This is a genomic window from Bacillus sp. OV166, assembly GCF_900177675.1.
Classification (GTDB): domain Bacteria; phylum Bacillota; class Bacilli; order Bacillales; family Cytobacillaceae; genus Neobacillus.
Genome location: NZ_FXWM01000002.1, coordinates 257,978 through 276,723, shown reverse-complemented (window position 1 = coordinate 276,723; position 18,746 = coordinate 257,978). Strand labels below are relative to the sequence as shown.

General features: G+C 35.6%; 25 protein-coding genes and 1 pseudogene. 4 read left to right on the top strand and 22 right to left on the bottom strand.

Features of this window, described 5'->3' with window-relative positions; genetic code table 11:
- Positions 1–109: 109 nt before the first annotated feature.
- From CCK98_RS33110 to CCK98_RS33060, 12 genes are all read right to left on the bottom strand, one after another.
- The gene (locus CCK98_RS33110; RefSeq protein WP_088090830.1) at positions 110–244 is read right to left on the bottom strand and encodes a BA3454 family stress response protein; all 135 of its coding nucleotides are present in this window, start codon (positions 242–244) and stop codon (positions 110–112) included.
- A 498-nt stretch (positions 245–742) separates the two neighbouring features.
- On the bottom strand, positions 743–895 hold the full coding sequence (locus CCK98_RS35855) for a hypothetical protein (RefSeq protein WP_168243671.1): 153 nt from the start codon (positions 893–895) through the stop codon (positions 743–745).
- Between the two features lie 362 nt (positions 896–1,257).
- Entirely contained in the window at positions 1,258–2,577 is a 1,320-nt protein-coding gene (gene ltrA / locus CCK98_RS33105) for a group II intron reverse transcriptase/maturase (protein WP_088085493.1), read from the bottom strand.
- 777 nt (positions 2,578–3,354) lie between these two features.
- Positions 3,355–3,510, bottom strand: coding sequence for a DUF2187 family protein (locus CCK98_RS33100; protein ID WP_088090829.1), 156 nt, complete (start codon positions 3,508–3,510; stop codon positions 3,355–3,357).
- 61 nt (positions 3,511–3,571) lie between these two features.
- Positions 3,572–3,808, bottom strand: coding sequence for a hypothetical protein (locus tag CCK98_RS33095; RefSeq protein ID WP_088090828.1), 237 nt, complete (start codon positions 3,806–3,808; stop codon positions 3,572–3,574).
- Between the two features lie 122 nt (positions 3,809–3,930).
- Positions 3,931–4,806 (bottom strand): hypothetical protein, encoded by an 876-nt coding sequence (locus tag CCK98_RS33090; protein ID WP_088090827.1) that lies wholly within the window; start codon positions 4,804–4,806, stop codon positions 3,931–3,933.
- A gap of 31 nt (positions 4,807–4,837) precedes the next feature.
- The gene (locus CCK98_RS33085; RefSeq protein WP_088090826.1) at positions 4,838–7,258 is read right to left on the bottom strand and encodes a heavy metal translocating P-type ATPase; all 2,421 of its coding nucleotides are present in this window, start codon (positions 7,256–7,258) and stop codon (positions 4,838–4,840) included.
- Between the two features lie 91 nt (positions 7,259–7,349).
- Entirely contained in the window at positions 7,350–7,589 is a 240-nt protein-coding gene (gene copZ / locus CCK98_RS33080; protein ID WP_088090825.1) for a copper chaperone CopZ, read from the bottom strand.
- 86 nt (positions 7,590–7,675) lie between these two features.
- Entirely contained in the window at positions 7,676–7,858 is a 183-nt protein-coding gene (locus CCK98_RS33075) for a cation transporter (RefSeq protein WP_306299010.1), read from the bottom strand.
- 45 nt (positions 7,859–7,903) lie between these two features.
- Positions 7,904–8,245 carry a metal-sensitive transcriptional regulator gene (locus CCK98_RS33070; protein ID WP_088091082.1) on the bottom strand — a complete coding sequence of 114 codons (342 nt, stop codon included), beginning with the start codon at positions 8,243–8,245 and terminating at the stop codon, positions 7,904–7,906.
- A 289-nt stretch (positions 8,246–8,534) separates the two neighbouring features.
- Positions 8,535–9,404: a hypothetical protein gene (locus CCK98_RS33065; protein WP_088090824.1), complete on the bottom strand. Its 870-nt coding sequence runs from the start codon at positions 9,402–9,404 to the stop codon at positions 8,535–8,537.
- Positions 9,405–9,755: 351 nt separating this feature from the next.
- Positions 9,756–10,076: a hypothetical protein gene (locus CCK98_RS33060; protein ID WP_142292254.1), complete on the bottom strand. Its 321-nt coding sequence runs from the start codon at positions 10,074–10,076 to the stop codon at positions 9,756–9,758.
- 484 nt (positions 10,077–10,560) lie between these two features.
- On the opposite strand from CCK98_RS33060, the gene CCK98_RS33055 reads away from it, so the two are divergent.
- Entirely contained in the window at positions 10,561–10,740 is a 180-nt protein-coding gene (locus tag CCK98_RS33055) for an aspartyl-phosphate phosphatase Spo0E family protein (protein WP_088090822.1), read from the top strand.
- 102 nt (positions 10,741–10,842) lie between these two features.
- Here the strand turns inward: CCK98_RS33055 and CCK98_RS33050 are convergent, their stop codons facing one another.
- From CCK98_RS33050 to yhfH, 4 genes are all read right to left on the bottom strand, one after another.
- Positions 10,843–11,073, bottom strand: a complete 231-nt coding sequence (locus tag CCK98_RS33050; RefSeq protein ID WP_088090821.1) for a hypothetical protein — start codon at positions 11,071–11,073, stop codon at positions 10,843–10,845.
- 652 nt (positions 11,074–11,725) lie between these two features.
- On the bottom strand, positions 11,726–11,947 hold the full coding sequence (locus CCK98_RS33045; RefSeq protein ID WP_088090820.1) for a hypothetical protein: 222 nt from the start codon (positions 11,945–11,947) through the stop codon (positions 11,726–11,728).
- A gap of 375 nt (positions 11,948–12,322) precedes the next feature.
- Positions 12,323–12,454 (bottom strand): hypothetical protein, encoded by a 132-nt coding sequence (locus tag CCK98_RS36690; RefSeq protein WP_256942621.1) that lies wholly within the window; start codon positions 12,452–12,454, stop codon positions 12,323–12,325.
- A gap of 203 nt (positions 12,455–12,657) precedes the next feature.
- Entirely contained in the window at positions 12,658–12,786 is a 129-nt protein-coding gene (gene yhfH / locus CCK98_RS33040) for a protein YhfH (RefSeq protein WP_088090819.1), read from the bottom strand.
- A 104-nt stretch (positions 12,787–12,890) separates the two neighbouring features.
- On the opposite strand from yhfH, the gene CCK98_RS33035 reads away from it, so the two are divergent.
- Complete coding sequence (locus tag CCK98_RS33035; RefSeq protein ID WP_373408555.1) at positions 12,891–13,253, top strand: ATP-binding protein; 363 nt, start codon at positions 12,891–12,893, stop codon at positions 13,251–13,253.
- A gap of 411 nt (positions 13,254–13,664) precedes the next feature.
- On the opposite strand, the gene CCK98_RS33030 is transcribed toward CCK98_RS33035, so the two are convergent.
- Entirely contained in the window at positions 13,665–13,928 is a 264-nt protein-coding gene (locus CCK98_RS33030) for a DUF3953 domain-containing protein (RefSeq protein ID WP_088090818.1), read from the bottom strand.
- Positions 13,929–14,088: 160 nt separating this feature from the next.
- Here CCK98_RS33030 and CCK98_RS33025 point away from each other — a divergent pair, with 160 nt between their 5' ends.
- Entirely contained in the window at positions 14,089–14,655 is a 567-nt protein-coding gene (locus CCK98_RS33025) for a hypothetical protein (RefSeq protein ID WP_088090817.1), read from the top strand.
- 121 nt (positions 14,656–14,776) lie between these two features.
- Here the strand turns inward: CCK98_RS33025 and CCK98_RS33020 are convergent, their stop codons facing one another.
- The 3 genes from CCK98_RS33020 to CCK98_RS33010 all read right to left on the bottom strand — a co-directional run bounded on the left by CCK98_RS33020 (position 14,777) and on the right by CCK98_RS33010 (position 16,452).
- On the bottom strand, positions 14,777–15,163 hold the full coding sequence (locus CCK98_RS33020) for a hypothetical protein (protein ID WP_088090816.1): 387 nt from the start codon (positions 15,161–15,163) through the stop codon (positions 14,777–14,779).
- A gap of 239 nt (positions 15,164–15,402) precedes the next feature.
- Entirely contained in the window at positions 15,403–15,828 is a 426-nt protein-coding gene (locus CCK98_RS33015) for a hypothetical protein (protein WP_088090815.1), read from the bottom strand.
- Between the two features lie 138 nt (positions 15,829–15,966).
- Positions 15,967–16,452, bottom strand: a complete 486-nt coding sequence (locus CCK98_RS33010) for a glycosyltransferase family 2 protein (protein ID WP_088090814.1) — start codon at positions 16,450–16,452, stop codon at positions 15,967–15,969.
- A 193-nt stretch (positions 16,453–16,645) separates the two neighbouring features.
- On the opposite strand from CCK98_RS33010, the pseudogene CCK98_RS33005 reads away from it, so the two are divergent.
- Positions 16,646–16,739 (top strand): annotated as a pseudogene (locus CCK98_RS33005) (YjcZ family sporulation protein).
- A 276-nt stretch (positions 16,740–17,015) separates the two neighbouring features.
- Here the strand turns inward: CCK98_RS33005 and CCK98_RS33000 are convergent.
- Entirely contained in the window at positions 17,016–17,912 is an 897-nt protein-coding gene (locus tag CCK98_RS33000; RefSeq protein ID WP_088090812.1) for a chromosome condensation regulator, read from the bottom strand.
- Positions 17,913–18,059: 147 nt separating this feature from the next.
- Positions 18,060–18,704, bottom strand: a complete 645-nt coding sequence (locus tag CCK98_RS32995; RefSeq protein WP_088090811.1) for an alpha/beta hydrolase — start codon at positions 18,702–18,704, stop codon at positions 18,060–18,062.
- Between the last annotated feature and the right edge of the window lie 42 nt (positions 18,705–18,746).

Here is an 18,746-nt window from a genome sequence, read left to right as displayed (position 1 = left end):
CCTCCAAAGCCGCTATTGGCAGCGGGATATTCAAGTAAAGGAAGCTATCCAAAATCTATTCTTCAAGTGGAAGTTCCATTCGAAATCCTTTTAATCCCAGGATCCGTATTTAATTTGCCCATTGTTTCAGAACTTGTTCTTTTGCTATACGATAAACTTCATGTTCTGTTTGGTTTTTGGTAGCTATTACGTTGGTTTGATAAACTTTACCTTTATGTGTTACATAGATTGTATACTTGTACATTTTGTTCTATCTCCTTTATATAATTCTAATAATTCTCACTTTTTGTTCATTCCACTTCTCTAATAAATCCAATTTCATTTAGTTATCCCTATAAATGTTTTTTAACTTTTTTTTATTTTACAAATAAAATGAAAGTGATTAAAGCTAAAAAAAAGGTCAAGATTTGACAAATTCTCAACTTAACAAAAATTAATATACTCACTAGCAACGGTAATGACTGGCAAAGTCAATAAAATCAACAAACTTTTTATGATTCTAATCTCTTATGTATTTTGTTACACTTCTTAGAATGCAGAAAAATGTCGAAATATAAAAACTAAAAAAGGCCGACTCCTTATACCAATCTTAAATTACCTTTTTGTTTTAATCCTTCAAACTAAATTTCCCCAAAGTAAAAAAACCACCTTTGCTAAGATGAATTTCTTACTTATTTAGTAAACTAATGCACCCGAGTTGAACAAGCTCTATTTCTTCTATTGCACATTATGTTCGTTTTGTTCACTTTTGTTTAGCCTTTAATCGTTTTAATTTTCTTTTATGGGTTCTTATAGCTGTTTCCGTATCTTTTATACTTGTTGTAACCACTCCATTGCTTTCTACTACCACCAAATTATTAATTCCGCCTTGAAAGTTTTTATAGGAAATATACATAAATATCATCCTTCCATTATGAATAATATTTGTCTTTCCTTAATTTATTTTTTTCAGGTATTACATCCGGTTACTTACGTTAATTCTAGCCTTTATTTTTTTAGTTTAGATTAAAAAGTCGTAAAGTTTTCTTTAATTATTGCCGAATAGACCACTCTAAAATGTGCTCAATAGTTGTAAATTACGACATTAAAAAATTATATTTTCCTCCTGTTCTTCCACTAGTCGAGTAGAAGGGAGCCTTTCTACCTTGCGGTAGATTGTACTCCACCCTCCGGGTAGAAAAGTTGCCCAATTGGCGACTCAAACCCCCACAGAACCCGGCGTGCGGATTTCCCGCACCGGGCTCTTCAGAAATTGCTTCACAGTTTCGCGTACATTTTTAATTCCGAAAATGGAATTGAAAGTTTAGGACGCTTTAGAGGAAAAAACGACTTAATCTTATTGAACTTTTCCCACGTTATATAGCTCTTTTGGCTTCTACTACTTAACATTCTTCTCCAATAACGTTCCGTAATTTTATAGATTTTTGTTATTGACCGAAGATTGCCAGCCATACCATAGTAATTGTAATGACCTCTAAGAATTTGATTTATCTTCTCAACTTGGTCTTTTATAGACCAATGTCTGATAGTACGAAGTACTTCTTGGATTTTATTTACACTTCGCTTAAATCTGGTCTTCTCGGTTTTCCTACCTACCATGAAATTACCCTTACGGTTTTTTGTACAATAATGTGTAAAACCTAGGAAATAGATCGTTTCTAATTTCTTTCCTTTTTGCAGGGCATGTTTACTGGCAAACCGTCCAAACTCTACTAACCTAGTCTTATTAGGTTCAAGCTCTAATGAGAATTTCCTTAATCTTTTCACAAGGACTTTCCCAAACCTTATTGCATCTGAACGATATTGAAAACACACTACAAAATCATCGATATATCTTATTAGATATGACTCTCCTTTGAGTCTTGGTTTTATTGCTTTCTCAAACCACAAATCCAATACATAGTGAAGATAAATGTTACTTAATAGTACACTAATTGAACCACCTTGCGGTGTTCCAGTTTCACTGGCATAAATATCCTTACCTTCCATTACACCTGCTTTTAACCATCTTTTAATCAGACTAATAATTCTAGGATCACCAATCCTATGTTGCACGAATTTAATTATCCAATCATGGTCTAAGGTTCCAAAGAAGTTCTTCAGGTCGGCTTCCAGCACCCAGCTAACTTTCTTCCCTGAAATAATCTCATTAAGGGTAGCTAAGGCATTATGTGCTCCCCTATTTGGCCTACCACCGTATGAACAATTTAGAAAGTCTTGTTCATAAATTGATGAAAGTACCGTTGCTGTACTTCTTTGTAAAGCTCTATCTGCCACCGAAGGTACTCCGATCGGTCGTTTTTCTACTTTCCCAGGTTTAGGTATCCAGACCCTTCTTACTGCTGGAGGTTTATAGCTATGTCTGTAGATTGAATTCATCATATCTCCAACCCAATTTTCAAACTCAATTATAGCCATATCCCTTGAGGTACCATCAATGCCAGGTGAAGTGTTCTTTGGCATATGGTTTAAACTAGTCCAAATCAACTCTTTTGTAATGTGATGTGCTAATGATGTAAATTGTAGTTTTTCATCTTGTTGAGCTTTTACTGCTATTCTCTCTAATCCTGTTGTCATGATTGGTTTCTCCTTACTTTGAATTAAGGACCGAAATCTTCCATTGAATGAAGCTCATGTTTCCTTAGATTGATTCAATTTCCGCTAACCGCTTCCCCATGTAATAGGCTCTCCCTATCTCAGAGTACTATCAGTTAGTAAGACTTCCAATAAACCATCGAATTCTCCTTGCTTTGTGGGCTTGTTGAATTCTTATCTATATGTTATAGAAGTTTATTGGATCTCCCTTGTTCCCAAAGGAATCCATTGATGACATGCCGTAGGTACGAATCCCGGGAGTAACGATAATACCCTTGCCTATAGCGGTTATTTCATTGTTGCCTTCCCCATTGAGAGAAAAGGTCGGCTACTCCACATCACGTTTAATTTCGGGACTAATTATCCTTTTCACTTTATTCCGGCCTGCCATCTTCCTGTCTACGCTTCGCAGTACACGTTACCGTGTACCACGCAAGACTCGGTACAAGACTGCTGGCTAAGCATTATCTAGACGACTATCTCAAGTCGTATGTATTCCTTGAGCTTTCAAGGCGCAACCCTCACAGAACCTTGCTTGCACTATTAATGCACACGGCTCCTCCTAGTTACCATTCATTGGATATGCTAGTCATCCGAATCGGTCAATTGATGACAGGAGACTTTCACTCCATAAGATTTTCAGCCTTGACGGCTGCTCCACCTAACTGTCTACGCTTAAAGACTAAAGTTACCTTTAGCCCTCCAAGACTCGCTACGAGCGAATGGCCAGTTCTTACTCGAGGAAAGCAATCAATTCATTTAAAATCGGGTATATTTGACGTTTGCTTTCACGTCATGCACAACCAAAACCTTATAATTTTTATGTGCTACAACGGTTCTATTTCCTCCAAACTCCCATTCCGTCTTATTTTCGGTTATATTCACAATGATCGAATTTTCATATACCGTCGACACTTATTACAGTAGAAAAGCGTCCTGTTATACAGAAACGCTTTTTCGAGAAAGAAATAAGATGTTACAGTTCACTCTCATGATTCTTAAATGTTTTACCATCATGGTAATAAAGTTCAGAGCCTAAATGAACATTGTCGTTTTCTTTCAATTGACGAATTAGTTCTTCACTTTTTGTTTTATTCATTTCTTTATACCAGGTTCCTTGTGGATATAGAACCGCGATTGGACCATGCTTGCATTGGCCGTTACAAAATGTTTTTGTTGTGTGAATCTCCTTTTGCAGCTCTAAGTTTATCACTTCTCCCCTAATGGTCTCGTTACTTCTTCTGCTCCATTTTTCGTGCATGTTTTCCCATTGCAAATTAATAGATGTTTGCTAACCCCATCTAAGTTCATAAGAATTCCCCTTTGTTCTTCCTTTTATTTGACCTCTATAACAAATGGATAGCTACTGACTTTACCATCAAATTTAAATTCTCCCCACACTTTGTAGATCCCAGGTTTATCAAATTTTGTTTCAAATAGTATCTTTTCTTCTGATGTTGGGTGCACATGAACAAATTTCTCACCCTTCTCATCCAAAATAACAACATGGCCTAAAGCCCCTAGATAGGGCTCTGGAGTAATCCCTTTGGTATCAAAACTTAACGTAACATCTTTGTTTATTCCTAGCTGTGTAGTTGTTAATTCAACTGTCTTTTCATTGAGTGTTTTTGTTAAGTTTGTATCAACCTTTAGTGAATTTTCTTCATGTTCACCATGACCTTTCCCCAGATGCAGCTCTATCGGACTAACCTGATAGGCAAGGTTTTTGGGTTTAATATCAACAAATGCTTTATAAGAGTTTTCAGGTAGGGCGAATTTCAAAGTATAAATGCCATTTCCCTTTTCCTCAGGATGTAAATGATAATAATCGTCTAAGTCGGCACTTACAATAATTAAATGCATAATCTTTTCATGTGAAATTTCTAATTCAGGTGATTTTTGATCTTTGTCCTTCACATCTATGATCATTAAACCATCTTCATATTTTACGTTTGTGACCACTTCGCTTTCTGATTGAGCTACATGTTCTGAATGCCCTGAATCCTTACCATCACTTCTTTGGCTAGTATGATGATCGTTATGTGCTTGCTCATTAATAGATTCTTTGTCCTCGTTACCATTTGTTTCTGCATGGGTATCAGTGTGATCGTCATTACTGTCCAAGCTTGCATATACGGTATATCCGCCAATTACTAACCCGAGATAAATAATAGCTGAAATCGCCCAGGTCAAAATGTTTTTTTGTTTCATAAGGAACACTCCTCTCTTTTTAATAGATAGATTATCCTTTTAACTTAATCCTTTGTAATCTGAGTGCATTTAAAACAACTGAAACTGAACTAAACGCCATTGCTACTCCTGCAAGCCATGGTGCCAGAAATCCTAGTGCTGCAATTGGAACTCCTATAGCATTATAAGCAAAGGCCCAAAATAGATTTTGCTTGATATTTCGAATCGTCATTTTACTCATAAAGATGGCATCGGCAATACTATTTAAGTCTCCTCTGATTAAGGTGATATCAGCAGCTTCCATTGCTACATCAGTACCTGTACCGATTGCCATACCAATATCTGCAATAGCTAACGCTGGTGCATCGTTAATACCGTCACCGACCATCGCTACTTTCTTTCCTGCTTGTTGAAGCTTTTTAACTTCTTCTGCCTTACCTTCTGGCAGAACCTCTGCTATAACATGATCAATTCCGACCTCATTTGCAATTGCTTGAGCCGTCTGCTTGTTATCTCCTGTAATCATAACAACCTCAAGACCCATATTTTTTAACCGTTCAATCGCTTTTTGAGAGGTTTCTTTAATTGTATCTGCGACAGCAATCACTCCAGCAAATTGATGATCAATTGCGACTAGCATTGCGGTCTTACCTTGCTTTTCTAAGTTTTCCATCTTAGGTAATATGTTCCCAACATCAATATTATTTTTCTCCATAAGCCGGCGCGTTCCGATAAGCAAGGATTTGCTTTCCACTTTAGATTGTATTCCAAATCCAGGAAATGCTTCAAACTGTTCGGAGCTGCCCGGTTCTATGCTTTTTTCTTTAATGCCCTCAACAATTGCCTCAGCTAACGGATGTTCAGAATTTCTTTCTGCAGCACCGACTAACTTTAAAAATTCCTTTTCTTCAAATCCATTTGAAAGAATAACATCTGTAAGTGTTGGTTTTCCATTTGTTACAGTTCCCGTTTTATCAAGGATCACTGTATCCAATCGATGAGTCGTTTCAAGATGCTCCCCGCCTTTAAACAAAATTCCATATTCAGCAGCCCGGCCTGACCCTGCCATAATGGACGTAGGTGTAGCTAAGCCTAGTGCACATGGACATGCGATAACTAATACAGCAATTAACTTTTCAAGAGCTACTGCAAACTCTCCGGGACTTACCACAAAGTACCAAACTAGAAATGTCACAATGGCTATCCCAACAACAATTGGGACAAAAATTCCTGATATAACATCGGCTAAACGTTGGATTGGTGCTTTTGATCCCTGAGCTTCTTCGACTACTTTGATGATTTGAGCTAAGGCAGTATCCTTTCCTACCTTTGTTGCTTTTACCTTTAAAAACCCGTTCTTATTAATGGTTGATCCTATTACGAAGTCTCCAACTGTTTTATCGACAGGAATACTTTCACCTGTAATCATTGACTCATCAAGGGCAGATCTTCCTTCAAAAATCACTCCATCTACAGGTACCTTTTCACCTGGTTTCACATATACGATATCACCAGTGATTACCTCTTCAATTGGTACATTCAATTCTTGCCCGTCTCTTAATACTGTGGCCGTTTTCGCCTGTAAACCCATAAGCTTTTTAATGGCTTCAGATGAACGTCCCTTTGCTTTTGCTTCAAACAGTTTACCTAATATAATAAGAGTAATTAACACAGCACTTGTTTCAAAATATAATTCCACCATATGTGCATCAGAGCCTATTGATAAAATACTCAAGTAGATACTGTAGAAATAAGCTGCTGAGGTTCCAAGCGCTACCAAAACATCCATGTTTGCACTTTTATTCCTTAATGCTTTATAAGCACCTACGTAAAATTGACCGCCAACTACAAATTGAACTGGAGTCGCAAGCGCGAGTTGAACCCAAGGATTCATGAACATCTTTGGCAACCAAATAAAAGAAGTCAATTCAAAATGACTGACCATCGCCCAAAGTAAAGGGATCGATAAAATAGCAGAGAAAATAAATTTCCCTTTTTGCTTTTCTATTTCTTTTTGTCTTTGATCAACCTTTTCACCTTTTGCTTCTTGCTTTTGTTCCAAGCGATAACCCAATTTATTAATGGCCTCCTTCATATCTGAGACCGAAACTTCATCAGGATTATATTCTACAAGGGCTGATTCTAAGGCGAAGTTCACCGTTGCGGTTTGGACACCATTTAGCTTATTTAAACGTTTTTCAATTTTATTCGCACACGCTGCACACGTCATGCCGCTTATATCAAATTCAGCTTTCTCACTCACTACTTTGTATCCTAAAGATTCCACTTTTTTCTTCAATTGATTTACATTTGCTTTAGACGAATCAAATGTTACTTTTGATTTTTCTAATGCAAAATTTACGCTCGCATCCTCTACTCCATCTATTTTTTTGAGACCTTTTTCTATTCTCACTGCACAAGCTGTACACGTCATTCCAGCTATTTGAAGTGTTGTTTCTTTTTTATCGATCATAACCTTACACTCCTATCACCATATACTATAGTGGGGTATATTTTTTAGGGGAATAAAACGTGCCGCTAAAGACAGCACGTTTTTACAGTTCTTAGTGACAGCTTTGACCTTTAGACGATTTACTCAGCTCTACATCATAACCTTGATCTTCTATAATGTCAGTAATTTCCTTTAAAGAAACCTCTTTCGAATCAAATGATACATCTACTTTTTCTTCATGTAAGTGAACCTTTACAAAATGAACACCATTTAATTTTCCTACGTTACCTTCAATTGAATTTATACAATGCCCACATGACATTCCTTTCACAGCTAATATTACATTCTCCATTCTTTCATCCTCCTTATTCGTAATTACTATACCCAAGTATAGTATATATTTTCTGAAAAGAAATCGTGCTTTATTCTGCACGTTCTTTAATCAAATTTATTGGACTTCATACCCTTGGTCATCAATTGTTTTATCTTATCAATCGTTACTTCGTTCGGGTTAAACTCTACACTAACAGTTCCTGAATCCAAGTTTACTTTAACAGTAGTAACTCCGGATAATTTGCCTACACTGCCTTCAATTGAATTTATACAATGGCCACATGACATACCTTTTATGTTTAGAGTCATTTTTTTTTATAGCTTAGTCTCCTTTTATTTTTTCATTAATTTTTGAATTGTCACCATTACCTCATCTAAAATCTCCGTATCCCCTTCTTGAATTTTTTCTAGAACACATGACTTCATATGCCCTTCAAGTAAAATACGAGCGACACTGTTTAAAGCGGATTGAGTCGCAGATATTTGAGTAATGACATCATCACAATACGTATCTTTTTCAATTAATCCTTTAATTCCTCGAATTTGTCCTTCAATTCGGTTTAATCTTGTTGTTAAGTTATTCTTCACTTTATCTGATTGGTGGCTTTTTCTTTCACCGTCTGATGAGCAGCATTGATCGATTTCAACAATTTCATTAAGATTTTCTGAATTCATCAACATTGCCTCACCTCCTTAACCACATAATACTATACCCCTCTATGGTATGTGAAGCCTTTTTTATAAAAAATTTTAAAATAGGTATTTGACATAGAATTTTATTACGTTAAAACTGCTACAAACATGCTGTCAATAAAGGAATCATCACGTCTCTCCACCTTCTAAATAACGTTGAACCGCCGCTAACTTATCATCTGCAGTAAATTTAGCCATAGAAAAACTGCACCCCTCACTGTTAGAATGTGTCCAACAATTGGGGTGCAGTTCAAACCCACATAGGTCTTTTTTATTTTGGTACATTTATGGTAAATGGCACAGTAATTACTTTTCCGTTTTGTTGGAATTGTCCCCAAATTTTATAGAGACCACCCTCAGGGAAACTTGTCATAAATTTCGCATCTGGACCTGTTGCTTTTTCGTCTATTGGATGAACATGTAAATAAGTTTCTGTATCACCACTAATTGCTACAACATGTCCTACTGCACCTAAATATGGTTGTAAATTAATAATAGGCTGCTTTGTATTAGCATCTTTAATCGTGAATGTCATCGTCAAGTCCATTTCAGTCATCAAATGGTCAAATTTCAACGTCACCTCTTTACCATCCACTACTTTTGTTAATTCCTTTTCTTCTGTTAAAGGTGTAGTCCTTACTTTGTTTCCTGCTACTGTTACGTCATAAGTTTTTACCATTTTTTCTGCTCCTTTAGGTACAAAATCGGCAAAGAGCTTATATTCCCCTCCGGAAGGAAAATTTGAATTAATTGTAAATAATCCGCTCCCTTTATATTCAGGATGAATATGGTCAAAATAGGATAAATCTTTACTTACAACAATTAAGTGCATGAGTTTTTCATGTTCGACTTCAAAATCCTTTATTGGTTGACCATTCTTATTATTTACCTGAATGTTTAAAGGGATTTGTTTTCCACTTTCAGGTTTTTCATTAAAGGAAAACTCTACTTTGGTATTATCCTTTTGAGGAGTGGATGTCATATCACCGTGATTCATCCCTTCATGGCTTGTTACCGGTTGTTTTTTATTTGAGTTATGGTCCATATCTCCATGATCCATTGAATCATCTTTTGAACAAGCTGCTAAGAATACTGATATAATTAGTGAAAAAACAACCAATGTAAGAAATCTTCGCTTCATCGTAATCCTCCTAAAAATTAGAATCATACAAATCCTACAACAAAAATGTGCAGAAAATATGCATTTATTTCGGTTACGATGTTTTTTAAAAATACCTTTTGTTTTACTGCGTATTTTTCGATTTCATAAAAAATGATTCCAACTACGAAACCTTAGAGTAATAAATAAGTGTATAATGACGGAACAGGAATTATCGTCCTCGTTTGACGTTGGAATTGTCACTCCCGCTAAAATCTGAAGCCATATCATATCGCTACGGCTTTTAATTCGTTTAAATGCATCTTTAGTACTTGAACATTCATGACCATATCTCACCCTTATGGGTTTAACTAGAAAAACTTCTGGTTTAGCTTAATCCTTTTTCAAACGAACTTTCTCCTGTTCGCAAAACTCTTCGACTGTAGATTTACTCCAATACGGTCTACCTGCAAGTTCAACATCCGCTTTCGGTATTTTCCCTCGACTATAATACACATTTAATTTCCGCTTATCATAATTCAAGCCTTGTTCCGATAAGAAATCAGCAAACTGCTTTTGATTAAAATAATGATCCGGCGTTTCTCGAAGAATGGGAAAGGTAGGTTTTTGAATTAAATACGTATCCTCTCTAAAGAACTGAGTCATTAATTCTAACGCGAATTCGAGCCATTCATTCTCTAAATGATGATACAATAATCCGATATTAAAACTTTCATATTTGGGAGCTTCAAAAAACCAAGCTAATCTTCGGAATACAGCTTTAACTTACCTTTAAATTTCGGAAACTTTTCAATGATCCGTTTAGTTGCGTGTCATCCTATCCCTTCCTGTTGACTTAGTCAACATCGAAACGGAAAATTGATTGTCTTTTAAGCTGCATGAATGCGCAGTCTACGATTTATTCTTGTTTTTCTAAGTATGCTCGTGGCTACCTATAAATACCTTGGAAACGTACGGAATGAAGGAGGAAACCGAAAAAAGCGACAAGTACGACTGAGAGAAAGGCCTCTTGTTCCTTTCTTTTCGCCCTAAGTTCTTTTATCTACAAAATTATTTGTAATGTTTTAGGGGGTTTTGTCAGATGTATTCCAATTATACAGAATTTTTCGCATAATAATAATTGCGAGGAAAACCAATTTATCGAATTAAAAACAGTTAAAGAGAATCAGGGGAATGTATGATGTTTATCGAGATTGAGGAACTAGAGGACCGGATCAATCAGATGAGAAAGATTTTGATCCTAATTGCGGGAAAAACTGGATTAAATAGCGATGACACCCTTTGTTGCAGTCGGAAATTAGACGAGCTCATCACGATGTATCAAAAAAGTAAAAATCAACAACATTCAGAGGTTTGATTAAAGTCCTGTATTTTCACAAATGAATACGGGAATTTTTTTTTGATTTTCTTTTGATGGTTACATAGTAAAAGTTCACAAGATGGTTAAAAACATCCCTTATTACGTTACATTTTGCGTAAATTGAATAAAATCATCCAGAGCCTTTTGATCGACTATCTGTTCAAAGTCGCATGGTTGCTCTAATGTAAAACCCCTATGACTTGCAACTGAAATCAGTAAACCTAATTCATAATACATATTTTTCGTTAATAATCCTTTTTCAATGTTTTTCATCATTTCATCATAAAAAGCAATTAAAAAATCAGTAGGTAACTTTTCATAAAAATCCATGTTTACATCTCCCCCTATAAAAAATGTAGAAAAACCTTTTTGGACAAACTAGAATCACCTTCCCCCATTATAAATAAGTGATTGTAAAATGTTTGTCGATTTAACCGAATATTTACAATAATCCAACAATTTTTTATCTTTAATTAATAGTTAGGAAATGGCTTAGCGCACATTTTCGGAATTTTTCTATTAAAACCTCATTAAAATTCTTGAAATGAGATTCTGGAACAGTACAAGTTTAAAACAGACCTTTTAAGGTTTTTATGCTTCATCCATGCGCAGCATAGATGATGCCGTCTTGTTGGGGCTCGCTGCCTCCAAACAAGACGAAATAACACAAAAATAAAAAATAACAAAGAAGAGGGAGAAAATTTAACTAGACCATAAAAAAAGGCGTACATTATGTTTAATATGTACGCCTTTTTGGTGAAATTTCAACATCTTTTACACATTAAACGGACCAAATTAATTATGTCCACTATGTATAATATATGAGCGTTAGCGGTCCCTTTACTTTGAAGAAGGGTCGTGTAACCTTGATAGGTGTTGGAGTAGAGGCAACTTGCTCCCTTTGTAAGAGAAACACGACCCTGCAAGGTTCAAAGCCAAGGGCATATATGATACATATCTAATATGTAAGAGCCTTTTAAAATCAATGAATTTTCACCTTTAGTCTTGATAAAGCTACCCCTCTTTCCTTTCTGCTCCATCTTCCATAAATGGCTTCGATCCACTGGATGGCTTCTTGTTTGCTGCTCAAATCATCGGTTAGTCGAACAAATTTTGTGCTAGCCTCATCTTCCTGAAAAAATCTACCTACAAAATAACCTGTGCTTGATTTTGCTACCTTCAACCCATGAAAACTTGTTTCCATTCTCTATCACACCTTTTTTGTTTGACCTCTCCCAATCTTTGCAAAAAGGGCTGTCAACGGGCTTCAAGTTTGTGAAGTTTTTTAAGCGCCCTTCTTAAAAAAGTTCACAAACTTTGCGAAGCGCTAGCGTAGCACCCTTGACCGCCCTTATGAGCAAACGATTACAATAAATAGAACAAAGAAGGAGATTAATAGGGGCCGTATAATACGATCCAACGGGCTACCGTTGGATAGGTTTGGGCGAGAAGCCCAAGGTCTTTAAGATTTTCGACTCGTTTGGTACGGCAGCCTGCCGTAAATGGAACAGGAACCTATGGAATGTAGGCGTTAGTTAAATAGACTAAACTAATAAGAGGATACTATGTTCCAGTCTGATTAGTTACTTACTATAATTTGAATTTGTTCTGTCGTTAAGTTCCGAATAAACTCAATAAAATCAATGGCCTTAATTCCAAATTCCTCACATTTCTCCATATACCTGCTATAGGCTTGTTCATACATTCCCATTTTACTTGTTCTCCTTTCGTTCTGTACCTGTGACTTTTTGTAAGATTATTCATAGGAAGCTAGTTTTTGCACTATCTTCATGCCCTGTTCTTGGTATGAGCCCCACCTACGCTGTATACCGTGATAGCCCCCCTGCTATCTGACCTATAGTTGTGAAAAAGGAACAGGGCAATCATCTAGCACGATTAATCATATTCGTTACCTTAGGCTTCATGATTTCCGATGCATCTTTCACACTCATATAAATAAGATTCGTGTTGCTCCTCAATGGTGTCTCCACATTCACGACATTCTTTTTCCGGTAAGTTACGGTAGAATTCTAAAGTTAACATTTTCATGACCTCCTGAAATAGTGGATATATTTGTTAGATTGATTGTATTATAACAGATTTTAAAAGTCAACAACTGTTATATAATTATTTTAAGTTTACTAGGTGTGAGGCAGCGTGGAACTACTGCCCGCCTAGTTAATAAATTGTGTGTTCCTGAAGTATTAATTATTGACGAAATGGGTTATTTTCCATTTGATGAGCTTAGTGCTAATCTATTGTTTCAAATCATTTCAAAAAGGTATGAGCACGGATCTATAATTATTACGTCCAATAAATCCTATGTTGAATGGGGGAAAATATTTGGAGATGATGTTTTAGCTACTGCCGTTCTCGACCGTTTATTGCACCATTCAATAACGTTTAATATTAAAGGACAATCGAGAAAAACAGCGGGCTGGCGTTCAACCAATACAAGGTTGAACGCTGAAATTGGGGATTTTTTAACCGTTGGAAATGGGGGAAAATAAACCGTTGTTGACATCTTCACTAGTCTATCTTTATTACTTTTTCCTAGAGAGTCTAATTAGTTTTATTAATCATCATTTTTGAAACAACTAAATTGTTATTATCATCGAAGTGAGATTGAGCATTAGTAGAAAGTGAGAGTAAAGAAAACAGCCCAAATCTTTTTTTAAGAAAGATTTGGGCTGTTTCTAGGATTATTATTGCTGGTTTGAAGACCTCTTCCCTGTCAATTCTCTAATGGCACTTTTATGCAGTATTTTTGTATAAACCAATTCCATTAAGTCCGATAATTCCAGAACCGAATGGTTATTTATGCAAATAAAATCTGTTAATTCCGTTGTTTCTAGAAATTCTGTGCAATTTGTGTGCAATTTACTTTTATCAATATTAATACTTATAATACGAAGCACCCGTTACTTTAATAAGCTTTTACTAAATAAAGGGGCATCTGGAAACAAAAGCATAAAAACTGCTAATAGAATAACTATTCCTGATACACCCATATACACTTTAGACATAGCATTGTTTTGTTTACGTTCAACAATTCCTAGCAGTAGAAAGAGTATCCCTAAAAGTATTGCTATAATTGGATTTCCTACAAAGACATCAGTAAAAAAACGTAAAATAAATAACAAATAAATTAAAGAAAGGCACACCACTTTTATAACTTTTTGCATAATATTTCCTTCTATATCTCTTTTTATATTTTAGTGTTTATGGATACCCACTTTTTATTCTTTTTTCTTCCACTATCCTGCTTACGTTAGTTGAAGAAGAAAAAAATAAAAGAGCGACTTTTCAACCACTAATATTTATAATAATTGTGAGGTGATAAAGTTGTTAATAGATGGTCATGTTAAATTTAGATTTGTTCAACGGATAATGGGAATTAAGGGAGAAAGTGAAATCAATAAATTTATTACGAATAATGAGTATGAGGTAGCCTATAGAATCTTAGAATTTGTAAACAATGCTGAATTACTAATAGAGAATTATGCTCCAGCAAGAAGAGATACACTTGATTACTATATTAACAATGAAACATTGATTGTAATGAAACCAAACAAGAAAGAATTAGTCACATTATTTGACGTTACACTTGATTCAGATAATAAGCAGAATACAGAGAAAATCAAACAGTACGTTAAAAAGATAAAAATGAATAACAATGAGATTAAAGGAATTAAAATTAAACAGAGTAAACAAAATACTATTTCAAAACATCTTGAATATATGATCAACTATCTAATTGGAGACATTGATGAATATAAAATGGATATTATTCAGACAGATTTACAACATTCTATAAATATCTGTAAAGAATATGCTACACAAGAAAAAGCATTGAGAATGGAGAACCGTGAATTGATGTCTGAAATGTTTAAGAAAATTAAAAAATCATAAAAAAAAAGAGCGACTTGTCAGCCACTCATGAAATGTAGATATTTGTTTTTTATTCTTTGGTTGTTCTTATTAAAGTAAAGCACCCAGTTAGCTTAATAACTTATTATAATATAACAGGCTTTTACTTACCTACATATTCAATCTTAATCCCATTCACCTTTTTATCCATTTCATAAGTTTCGGAAGATTTATCATAGATAACTTTTAGATTCTTTTCATTATGCCATTCAATCGAAAAATCTTTATCTGACCTAAATGTATTTCCAGATTCATTTTGAAAATCATCATCTTTATTTAAAATCGATAATTGGGGTGAAAATCCCGTTGTCGCACCACAACTTCTTTCGAAAATGTAAGCCACATTCTCACCACTGGGAGAAGGGATTTTTTGTTTAATATCATTTCCACACATATCCGCAAATAAGAAATCAAATAGATATTTACCAGCCATAAATACAAAAAATATTATGATTAGCGTCATTAAAATAGTTTTAAATCTTTTTGTCATTAGAACCATCCAAACTTCAAGTAATAGAAATTAGCTTTTACATATGCACTGTTTTTATTATGTTCTTCTACAACTATTCTGCTTCGTTAGTGCAATAAAAATAGGGATCGCCACAGCCATCCCAATCTTTAACTCTTGCACCCCGTTTGTTTAATAAGAAAATCCTATAAAAAGCCAAATTAATCTCACCTTTTGTGTATAGAGCTACCCCTATCCTGTTATCTTTTTAGTGCAGCCACTTATTTTTTGGGCGGTTTAACATTATATATATACTGCTCTGCTTTACCATCAACAATTTCATCGCTGATTAACCTAATGATATTACCATCTTCATCGTGTTCTACACGCAATCTTTGCTCTTCGTACAGTTCTAATTGCGGCGTAATATTAAAAAAGAAATCTACTTCGGAAAGCCTATTGTTGTCGTATGTGTATTCCTCATAATGAAGGTCGGCAAATTTCTTCATCCCGCACACGCTTCGTTCATACTTCATTAATTTTCCGTTATCGTAAATGCACTTGGACACCACTCCCAACTCGCCTAAGTTATCAAATTCCAAACCATAAACCACATCTCCGATATATATCAAATACTCTTCGTTAAAACCACTGTCTGGAGTTGTAAACTCATTTACACCCTTTACTCGTAGCAGTCTACAGTCCATATCAAAGCCATATTCGTAAGAGTAATTCCCAAATTCAGGTTTCTTCTTTTTGAACAGTCTGCGTACCCATGGTTCGAAGAAATAATTAGTAATTACAATGTAAAGTTAGAAGGGTTCATGTTTCCATGGATGGCATTTCTAACAGGGTGTGAATTGGTCGGAAAATTCGGGGAAAATACAAGAATATAGAGCTTTTGAATGCATCGTGCCTGTCACAATCAGATTATCGGTTATATGGTGATAGTTATAGTGATTTTGTACAAACTCAGGTTCAGTAATCATTTCAGCATCAAGGAAAATAAGAATCCTGCCGCTTGCTGATTCGATACCTAAATTTCTAACCCTGGCTCTTCCGAGTTTTTGTGTGCTGTGAATATATTTAAAAATATAGGGAGGATGATAGTTTTTTAATTTTTCTTCTGTTTCATCAGTAGATGCATCATTAATAAAAATTACTTCCATCTTCTTAACGTTAAAGGATTGATTTTCAAGTGAATAAAGGGTAAATAAATTTAACGGATACTTATTTCGGGAAGGTATTATAATACTTACTTCAATATCATCGTTCGTTTCATTATTGGAGATCTTTTTATTCGCAGTAGATTGATGTTTTACATAACGCATGTTTTCACTTCCTTTACAATAAACCTGTCCAAATGGTCTTTATAGAATATGAGTGACATTTATAACTGACTAAACTACTACCTATTTTAAAAGATTAAATGCACTTTTTTAGTTAATTGGTGAATTCAAATATTACAAGAAAAAAGAGCCCGAAAGCTCTTTTATAGATGTCTAATAAAGGTGGTGATGATTGATGGGCTACCAAGGTGGCGAAATGGGCACATTTTTCTTTGATTGTTGTTCTATTCATCCTTTTAATCATTGTTGGAGCATCCTTCATGTGTTGAGGATACTAATAATCACTAGAGGGGTTCTAAAAATTATTTTAGAACCCTCTTTAATTATCTTTTTATGTCGCCCTTTGAGTCAAATGCTACGTTAATATCAATTCCTTCTTCAACTAACCTGCTATGTTAGTTGAACAAGCAAAAATAAAAGCTGCCGAAGCAGCTACCGATCTTAAACTCTTGCACCCGTTAGCTGAAGAGGGGATTTTTACCTTTTATATTTAATCCTTTTTTTGATTTACTAGTTGCAGGAACTGTATCCTTTTTACCCGAAAACTAATTGCCGGGCAGTTGGATGCCGCGCCAGCCGCTTACATCGCATTGGCCATATTCATTATCACCCACAGCAACCACCGTGCCGTCCGATCTTAGGCCGATGGTATGAGCGCAACCCGCCGCAACTGCTACAATATCGCACCAGTCACTTACATTGCATTGACCATACTCATTCCAGCCCACAGCCGCCACAGTACCGTCCGATTTTAGGCCGATGGTATGACTACTACCCACCGCTATCGCCACAATACCGCGCCAGCCGCTAACATCGCATTGGCCTACCTTATTTTGACCCACAGCAACCGCCGTGTCATCCGATTTAAGCCCAACAGTATGAAGATAACCCGCCGCAACCGCCACTATGCCGAGCCAGTCGCTTACATTGCATTGGCGATACCTATTATTACCCACAGCCGTCACCGTGCCGTCCAATTTAAGACCGATGGTATGCCAGTCACCCGCCGCGACCGCCACAATATCATGCCAGCCGCTTACATTGCATTCACCTTCATTATTTCGGCCCACAGCTACCACCGAACCATCCGATTTAAGCCCAATGGTACGACGCCAACCCGCCGTAACCGCTACAATATCGCGCCAGTCGTTTACATCGCATTGGTCATGCTTATTCCAACCCACAGCCACCACAGTACCGTCCGATTTAAGACCGATTGTATGAGCATTACCCGTGTTCGTCGCCATATGAACATTACCCGCCGCGACCGCCACAATATCGTGCCAACCGCTTACATTACATTGGCCATATTTATTATCACCCACAGCCGTCACCGTTCCGTCAGATTTAAGACCAACGGTATGACGACGACCCGCCGCTATGGTATCTTTAGGCCACCGTTTCACCTTTAACGCCGCTTCTTTCGGTGAAATGTAATCCATGTTTTACCTCCTTGAAAACAAGACCTATTTTATTATTGTATCACTTTTGCTTGTTATACTAATCTGCTTACGTTAGTGGAACAACGAAAAAGGCTGCCGCAGCAGCCATACCTTACTCAACTCAAGCACCCGTTAGTTGAAGAAGAATTATGATTTTATAAATTCGTCCAATCTTTTCATTACCTTTTCCATAGCTATGATGGACATTGAAGTATTAAATGGTTCAATATCTAAAGAATGATTGGCAATGGGGACTTTTGCAATTTTTATATTGTTTTTGTTTGCTATTGATTCAATTTTGCTTGGGATATAATGAGTGTCTTTTTCTCCTATAACAATTAGGGATGAATGATTGCATATCAGTAAGGTTTCATAAATTGAATCATACTTCAGTAATGGTGTAAGCAAAACCATTTTAGAATTTAAATACATATCATTTTTCATAAGTCCATTAATGATAGGAATTGTACCAAGTGATTTTCCTAAAAACACAATTTCTTGATATTGATTATCTCTAAGCACCTCAGTAATAACGGGATTTACATCATTAAAGATTATTTGTGTTATATCTCTTAAAGGAAGTTTTAATATGTCCTGTTCATAAGAATAATGAATATGTACAACATCATACTTATTTTCAAGCATTATCATTGTTGAATAATAAAATAATGGCTTCTCATATGTGTAACCTGCCCCAGAGAACATAAAACAAACAACTGGACTTCCATTTTCAATATAAGTGTAATGAATTTGTCTTTCATTAATAAATATTGCTCTTTGATTAACCCTCATAATAGTCAGTGCCCCCTTATCAACCTGCATCTATTTTAATCG

What these genes read in the sequence shown, in the direction of transcription:
- CCK98_RS33110 (WP_088090830.1), bottom strand. Translation starts at nt 244, where the DNA reads ATGTACAAGTATACAATCTATGTAACACATAAAGGTAAAGTTTATCAA.
- CCK98_RS35855 (WP_168243671.1), bottom strand. Translation starts at nt 895, where the DNA reads ATGTATATTTCCTATAAAAACTTTCAAGGCGGAATTAATAATTTGGTG.
- ltrA (WP_088085493.1), bottom strand. Translation starts at nt 2,577, where the DNA reads ATGACAACAGGATTAGAGAGAATAGCAGTAAAAGCTCAACAAGATGAA.
- CCK98_RS33090 (WP_088090827.1), bottom strand. Translation starts at nt 4,806, where the DNA reads ATGAAACAAAAAAACATTTTGACCTGGGCGATTTCAGCTATTATTTAT.
- CCK98_RS33085 (WP_088090826.1), bottom strand. Translation starts at nt 7,258, where the DNA reads ATGATCGATAAAAAAGAAACAACACTTCAAATAGCTGGAATGACGTGT.
- copZ (WP_088090825.1), bottom strand. Translation starts at nt 7,589, where the DNA reads ATGGAGAATGTAATATTAGCTGTGAAAGGAATGTCATGTGGGCATTGT.
- CCK98_RS33075 (WP_306299010.1), bottom strand. Translation starts at nt 7,858, where the DNA reads ATGTCATGTGGCCATTGTATAAATTCAATTGAAGGCAGTGTAGGCAAA.
- CCK98_RS33070 (WP_088091082.1), bottom strand. Translation starts at nt 8,245, where the DNA reads ATGAATTCAGAAAATCTTAATGAAATTGTTGAAATCGATCAATGCTGC.
- CCK98_RS33065 (WP_088090824.1), bottom strand. Translation starts at nt 9,404, where the DNA reads ATGAAGCGAAGATTTCTTACATTGGTTGTTTTTTCACTAATTATATCA.
- CCK98_RS33055 (WP_088090822.1), top strand. Translation starts at nt 10,561, where the DNA reads ATGATGTTTATCGAGATTGAGGAACTAGAGGACCGGATCAATCAGATG.
- CCK98_RS33050 (WP_088090821.1), bottom strand. Translation starts at nt 11,073, where the DNA reads ATGGATTTTTATGAAAAGTTACCTACTGATTTTTTAATTGCTTTTTAT.
- CCK98_RS33045 (WP_088090820.1), bottom strand. Translation starts at nt 11,947, where the DNA reads ATGGAAACAAGTTTTCATGGGTTGAAGGTAGCAAAATCAAGCACAGGT.
- CCK98_RS36690 (WP_256942621.1), bottom strand. Translation starts at nt 12,454, where the DNA reads ATGGGAATGTATGAACAAGCCTATAGCAGGTATATGGAGAAATGTGAG.
- yhfH (WP_088090819.1), bottom strand. Translation starts at nt 12,786, where the DNA reads ATGTTAACTTTAGAATTCTACCGTAACTTACCGGAAAAAGAATGTCGT.
- CCK98_RS33030 (WP_088090818.1), bottom strand. Translation starts at nt 13,928, where the DNA reads ATGCAAAAAGTTATAAAAGTGGTGTGCCTTTCTTTAATTTATTTGTTA.
- CCK98_RS33020 (WP_088090816.1), bottom strand. Translation starts at nt 15,163, where the DNA reads ATGACAAAAAGATTTAAAACTATTTTAATGACGCTAATCATAATATTT.
- CCK98_RS33015 (WP_088090815.1), bottom strand. Translation starts at nt 15,828, where the DNA reads ATGGACTGTAGACTGCTACGAGTAAAGGGTGTAAATGAGTTTACAACT.
- CCK98_RS33010 (WP_088090814.1), bottom strand. Translation starts at nt 16,452, where the DNA reads ATGCGTTATGTAAAACATCAATCTACTGCGAATAAAAAGATCTCCAAT.
- CCK98_RS33000 (WP_088090812.1), bottom strand. Translation starts at nt 17,912, where the DNA reads ATGGATTACATTTCACCGAAAGAAGCGGCGTTAAAGGTGAAACGGTGG.
- CCK98_RS32995 (WP_088090811.1), bottom strand. Translation starts at nt 18,704, where the DNA reads ATGAGGGTTAATCAAAGAGCAATATTTATTAATGAAAGACAAATTCAT.